General features: G+C 75.1%; 5 protein-coding genes. 1 reads left to right on the top strand and 4 read right to left on the bottom strand.

Annotation, left to right across the window (positions count from 1 at the left end; translation table 11 throughout):
- Positions 1-25: 25 nt before the first annotated feature.
- Together ACWIF2_RS30315 and ACWIF2_RS30310 are read right to left on the bottom strand one after the other, a co-directional pair.
- The gene (locus ACWIF2_RS30315) at positions 26-415 is read right to left on the bottom strand and encodes a hypothetical protein (RefSeq protein ID WP_454363993.1); all 390 of its coding nucleotides are present in this window, start codon (positions 413-415) and stop codon (positions 26-28) included.
- A gap of 85 nt (positions 416-500) precedes the next feature.
- Entirely contained in the window at positions 501-1283 is a 783-nt protein-coding gene (locus tag ACWIF2_RS30310; RefSeq protein WP_454363991.1) for a hypothetical protein, read from the bottom strand.
- A gap of 543 nt (positions 1284-1826) precedes the next feature.
- Between ACWIF2_RS30310 and ACWIF2_RS30305 the strand changes: the two genes are divergently transcribed.
- Positions 1827-2465 carry a LysM peptidoglycan-binding domain-containing protein gene (locus ACWIF2_RS30305; protein WP_454363989.1) on the top strand — a complete coding sequence of 213 codons (639 nt, stop codon included), beginning with the start codon at positions 1827-1829 and terminating at the stop codon, positions 2463-2465.
- A gap of 85 nt (positions 2466-2550) precedes the next feature.
- On the opposite strand, the gene ACWIF2_RS30300 is transcribed toward ACWIF2_RS30305, so the two are convergent.
- Positions 2551-3192, bottom strand: a complete 642-nt coding sequence (locus tag ACWIF2_RS30300; protein WP_454363987.1) for an ATP-binding cassette domain-containing protein — start codon at positions 3190-3192, stop codon at positions 2551-2553.
- Positions 3189-6023, bottom strand: coding sequence for an ABC transporter permease subunit (locus ACWIF2_RS30295; RefSeq protein WP_454363986.1), 2835 nt, complete (start codon positions 6021-6023; stop codon positions 3189-3191). The genes ACWIF2_RS30300 and ACWIF2_RS30295 overlap by 4 nt, the downstream gene beginning before the upstream one ends.
- Between the last annotated feature and the right edge of the window lie 2 nt (positions 6024-6025).

Genomic DNA, 6025 nt, shown 5'->3' with positions numbered 1-6025 from the left:
CCCCTCCACTGCTCACTGTGCTCGCTCAGATGCCGCTTCGTGGTACCGGCGGCAGGGCGGCCGGCACATAGTGCATCGCCGTGCCGTGTGCGCTGACGGTCCCGACGCGCTGCCAGTGCGGCTGCTGTCCGGCGGCATGGCGGGCGCTCTGGGCCCCCGCGCTGTACGCACTGTACGAGCTGCCGTACGAATGGCTGTACGAGCCCGTACTGTGCGGGATGGTCCCGAAGGCGGTGAACCCCAGCTTCTCCTCGCCGCTGCGGTCGCCGGGCAGTGCGCGGAAGGACTTGACGTACTCGGCGTAGAGCGCGTCGTAGATCGGCGTGGCCGATGGGCCGCCCAGGGAGTCCTGAGCCGACCGCGCGGAGGGGATCGGCGAGAAGGACTGGCGGCGGGGAACGTCGTATGCGTGCACGTATGTCCAAACGACCCCGCGGGTCAGGGGATGCGGCCCTTGTACGGCTTTCGCCGGTGTACGGCGCAGGCGGGTGACCCTCCGCTCAGGTGCCGGCCAGCGGCAGGGCCGCGCCGACCAGCTTTCCGGTCGCCGCCGCCTTGTCCAGGGCGTCCCGCATCAGGTCCTCGCGCGGCTGGCGGCCGATCGAGCCGACGGGCGCGGCGAACATCAGCACCTGCTGGTGCTTGTTGGCGGCCGCGCGCCAGGGGTCGGTCACCTGGAGCGGCTGGTGCGCCTGCCACCAGGCCACCGGCTGTCCGCCGTTGCTGCCCGGCTGGAGCACCGCGTGCAGCTGGCCCACGGCGAGCAGGACCGACCAGCCGTGCAGCACCGGCGGCACGGCGGACAGGTCGCTCAGCGGCATGAAGCCCTGCTCGATGAGCAGCGGTAGGAAGTCGTCGCCGGAGCCGGTGGTGCCGGCCCGGGCGATGGGCGCGGTCGGCTCCACCACCAGGGCCGGGTGCAGCTCCCCGGCGATCAGGACGAGCCCGCTGGTCACGCCGAGCACCGCCGGCTCGGGCGCCGACCGGTCGGACGCCATGCCGCCGGTGTCGCCGGCGATGGACTTCACGGCGCCCCGGAGCTGCTCCTCGGTCACCTGGACGACCTGCGAGGGCAGGCAGCCGGAGTGGGCGAAGGCGAGCACGGCGGTCTCGTCTCCGATGAAGAGGACGGTGCTGGTGCGCTCCTGCTCGGAGTCGCCCGGAGTGCGGCAGGACGTGCAGTCGTAACTGCCCGGGGCGGTCTCGCCGGCGAGCAGGCGGTCTGCTTCTTCGTCGCCGATCTCGGCGCGTACCTCGTCGCTGACGTCGAGCATGCGCGGCACGGGTGGCTCCCTCGGGGATGCGGTGCGTGGCAAAGCCGGGTGGCTCCCGGCCCGTGGTCCGGGTAGGTCCCGGCTCATGAAGAAGACAACGGGCGATCTGTGGCGGGAGTCACGCCCCAGGGCGAACGGAATCGAACCAACCAGCGCGCAGGGTCACGTTCGGCACGGAATCGCACACTCACGGTCAAGTCCCTGATTTGTAAAGGGCGTTGGAGTGGTGAAGTGGGTCACACGTCGATGAGCCGGTTGGTCGATAAATCACGAAATCCAGGAATGAAGTGGGTGTCCGGAAATTGCCGTTACCCGGGGTATTGGTGAACTGGCCTGGCGTGACGGGCCGCTGGTTGATGACAGGCCGTCAACTCCTTAGATTCCTCCGCCGTGTGCAGCGAGCACCGCTCGGGTTCGTCCGTCGGCCGCACGGTTCTCCGGAACCGGGCAGCACCACCACCGGCGGGCGGGGCGAGCGCGACCCACGTGCCCCATGGCGCGGGGAGTGGCGTTCCGCCTTGGGGGACCCCGGGTGTTTCGAGAGGGATCTACATGTCCGAATGTGCCTATACCACCGGCGACAACGCTCGGAAGAACCCGGTTCGTACGACGGCGGTCCTCGCCGGGGCGGCACTGCTCGCGCCCCTCGGACTGCTCGCGGCGACCGGCAACGCCGCGGCGGCTGACAGCGGGGTGTGGGACCGCATCGCCCAGTGCGAGAGCGGCGGCAACTGGCACATCAACACCGGCAACGGCTACTACGGCGGACTCCAGTTCGCCCCGTCGACCTGGAGCGCCTACGGCGGCACGGCCTACGCGGCCACCGCCGACCGGGCGAGCAAGTCCCAGCAGATCGCCGTCGCCACCAAGGTCCAGCGCGCCCAGGGCTGGGGCGCCTGGCCGACCTGCTCGGCTCGCGCCGGGGCGAGCGGAAGCGCACCGGCGGCTTCCGCGTCCGGCCCGGTCACCTCCAAGCCCGCTCCGGCGAAGCAGTGGAAGGCGCCGGCGCGTTCCGCGGAGCACCCGGACCGCAGTTCGTCACGCGGCGACTACACCGTCCGCGAGGGTGACACCCTGAGCGGCGTCGCCGCCCGGCACGGGACCACCTGGCAGCGTCTCTACGCCGCCAACAAGGCCGCCATCGGCGGTGATCCCCACATGATCGTGCCCGGCCTGCGCCTCGACATCTGAGCCGCCGCACCCCCTCGCCGGGACACGGGGTCCCGTCCGGTCGCCGACCGGACGGGACCTCGGCCGTGCGGGCACCGGTGCACGGTCATCGCCTGAGCTCGCCCGCCTCCCCGGCGAACACGACCGACCCGCGGCGCAGTTCGTAGACGAGGGCGGGCCGGTCCCGCAGATCGGGTGGCAGCCGCTGCTCGGCGATCACCACACACGCGTCGAGCGCGCTCAGCAGCTCGTAGGTCCGGGCCGCGACCGGGGGCGACATGCCCTGGGCGGGCTCGTCGACGAGCACCACACGCGCGCGTGCCAGCAGGGCCCGGGACAGGGCGAGCATGCGCTGCTCCCCGCCGGAGAGGGTGCCGGCGCGCCGCTCCAGCAGGGGACGCAGCTGCGGATAGGCGTCGAGGGCCGGGGCGTGGTCCGGGGCGGCGAGTCCGAGGTTCTCGCGCACGCTGAGCGAGCCGAACACGGCCTGCCGTTCCGGCACCAGGCACAGCCCGCGCCGGGCCCGCTCGTACGCCGGTACGCGGGTCACGTCGGCGCCGTCCCACACCACCGCCCCGCCGGACAGGGGCACGATGCCGGCCAGCGCGCGCAGGGCGGTGGTGCGGCCGGAGCCGTTGCGGCCCAGCAGGACGGTGAGGCCGGGGCCCGGGGCGGCGAGGGTGACACCGTGCAGGGCCTCCAGGGGGCCGTAGCGCACGCGCGCGTGGCGCAGGGAGACCGTCGTCATCGGCCGGCCGCCGTTCCCAGGGCGTCCAGGACGCGCTCCGGAGGCCCCGAGGCGACGATCCGGCCCGCGGTCATGACGTGCACGACATCGGCGAGGCCAGCGACCAGGTCCAGGTCGTGCTCGACGACGAGCAGGGCCGTGCCGTCGGCGGCCAGGGCCTTCAGGACCCGGGCCAGGGCGGCCACTTCGGCGCTGTCCAGGCCGGCGGCGGGCTCGTCGAGCAGCAGCACCCGGGGGCCGCCCGAGAGGACCCGGGCCAGTTCGACGCGGCGCAGTGTCCCGGTGGGCAGCCCGGCGGCGGGCAGTGCCCGCACCGGCCCGTCCAGCCCGAGCAGCCTGAGCGTCCGCTCCACCGCGCCCGGGTCGGTCACCCGGCCCTGCTCGGCGCCGACCCGGACGTTCTCGGCGACGGTCAGCGACGGGAAGACGGCCAGTTGCTGGAAGGTCCGCGCGACACCGAGCCGGGTGCGGGCATGCGCGGGCAGCCCGGTGATGTCCCGCCCGCCGAGCCGTACGGTCCCGAGCGCGGGGCGCAGTGTCCCGGCCAGACAGTGGAACAGGGTGCTCTTCCCGGCCCCGTTGGGGCCCACGACGGCGGTGATCCGGCCGGGGGAGAGGTCCAGGTCGACTCCGTCCAGTGCGGTGAAGCCGCCGTAGCGGGCATGAAGACGGCGGGCCGTGAGGAGGGGAGCGGCGGGGGTGGCGGCCGGGCCCGTGGGCGGTGGGGTGGCCCGGACAGGCGTCGGCGGGTGCGGCCGGCGGCCCGGGGTGGGTTCGCCGGCAGCCTCGGGCCGGGCGGCCGGCGGGCGGCTGCCCTCGCTCGGCAGGCCGTGGGGGGCCTGGCCCGACGGGCCGCGTTCGGTGCCGCCCTCGCCGCTTGGGTACTCGCGCCGCCCAGCCGCCCCCGAGCCCTCCGCCCTCCGCCCCACGCCCGTCGCTCCCGTCGGCACCGGCGCCCTCGGGGCCGCGGTCGGCTCCGCCGGGCGCAGCAGCGCGCGGGCCCGGGCACCCAGCGGTGTCAGGGCCGGTGCCCGGCGCAACCGCAGGCGCTCCGCCGCCGTGCGCAGGGCCTCGTACGGGCCGCCGGGGAAGCGGCCCACGAGGATCGCCAGGACGCCGATCAGGGCCGCGGCGAAACCGCCCCGGGTGCCCGCGTCCAGACCGACCAGGAGGGCCGCGGCGGCGAGGGCGCCGAGGGTGCTGTCGGCGCCCAGCACCACGACCGCCGCGAACCACAGCAGGCCGCGCACCGGGTCGTACGCGGCGGCGTCGAAGGCGCGCAGGCCCATGCCGAGCATGCCGCCGCCCAGCGCGGCCAGCGCCGCGCCCGCCACGAAGGCCAGCAGCTTCAGGGACGGCACCTGGACGCCCGCCGCCTGCGCGCCCCGCTCGTGGTCCCGCATGGCCGCCAGGGCCCGGCCCGTGCGCCCCCGGCGCAGGGCGTGCGTCGCCAGCAGCGCGACCGCCAGCAGGAGCAGCTCGAGGACGTAGTAGGCACGGTCCCCGTCGAAGCCCGCCGGACGGCCCAGCGACAGGCCCGACGTGGCGTACGGCTGGGCGAAGACGAACCGGCTCACCCCCACGCCGACCGCGAACGTCGCCAGCGCCAGCGCCAGGCCCCGGCGGCCGATCGCCGGCCAGCCGGTCAGCAGACCGAGCGGCGCCACCAGGACGACCGCCACCACGAGGGCCGCCAGCTCCGGCAGGCGGGGCAGCCCCGGGAAGCGGCCGGCCGCCAGCAGCGCCGTGAACAGGGCGCCCAGGCCCGCGTACGCCGCCTGGCCCAGCGAGATCTGGCCGCCCAGGCCGGTGACCACCACCAGGGACAGCAGGATCACGGCCAGCGCCGGCACCTGGACCGAGGTGTGCAGGTCCCGGCCGGCGAGGCCCAGCGGCAGCAGGAACAGGACGAGCGCCACGATCCAGGCGCCCGGCGGGGTCCGCACGCGCGCGGTGGCCGTGCGCGGCAGCGCGTCACGCGCATCGGTCCCGGGCAGTGCCAGCGCCGCGATCAGCAGGGCGACGACGAACAGGTTCGTGCCCGCCGCCTGGAGCAGCGACTCGCCCCAGCCCGACGGATGCAGCCGCGTCAGCTGGCTCTGCGCCATCCCGATGCCCAGCGCCACCACCACCGCGACCGGCAGGCTCCGCATCCGCGCGGCCACCGCGACCGCCACGACCTCCATCACGAGCAGCGGCAGTCCGTACGGGTCGAGACGCACGTAGGGCGCCAGCAGTACGCCCGTCAGACCCGCCGTGAACGAGCCGAACGCCCAGCCCGCCGCCGCGACCCGGTCCGCGTCGACGCCGCCCAGCACGGCGAGCTGCCGGTCGTCCACCACGGCCCGCAGCTCCCGCCCGAACCGCGTCCGGCGGACCACCGCCGCGACCCCGGCGGCCAGCACCAGCACCACCGCCAGCTGCCCCCACGGCTCGTCCGGCACCAGCTCCGGCGCGTCCTCCCGCGCCCCCTGTCCCCACAGCAGCGCCGCCCCGCCCACCAGCAGCACGAACACCCCGATGGACGCCACCAGCGACTGCGCCGGGTCGCCGCCGAGGACCGCCAGCGGGCGGAAGACGAACCGCTCCAGCACGACACCCAGCCCGGGCGCCAGCACCAGCAGGGTCACCGTGGCCCCGAGCCACAGGGGCCAGCCCCACTCCACCACGCACTGCCGCAGCACATACGCGCACACCATCGCGATCGCGCCGTGCGCGAAGTTCAGCACGCCGGTCGCGCGGTACGTCACGATCAGGCCGATCCCGGTCAGCGCCGCCGCGCTGCCGACCGAGAGGCCGGCGAGGGTGAGGTCGTACGTCAGCGAGGACATCG

It is taken from the genome of Streptomyces sp. NPDC055506, assembly GCF_053643595.1.
This window is presented reverse-complemented; position numbering and strand designations above follow the sequence as displayed.

Coding starts and splice junctions, on each gene's coding strand:
- ACWIF2_RS30295 (WP_454363986.1), bottom strand. CDS start 6,023: ATGTCCTCGCTGACGTACGACCTCACCCTCGCCGGCCTCTCGGTCGGC.
- ACWIF2_RS30300 (WP_454363987.1), bottom strand. CDS start 3,192: ATGACGACGGTCTCCCTGCGCCACGCGCGCGTGCGCTACGGCCCCCTG.
- ACWIF2_RS30305 (WP_454363989.1), top strand. CDS start 1,827: ATGTCCGAATGTGCCTATACCACCGGCGACAACGCTCGGAAGAACCCG.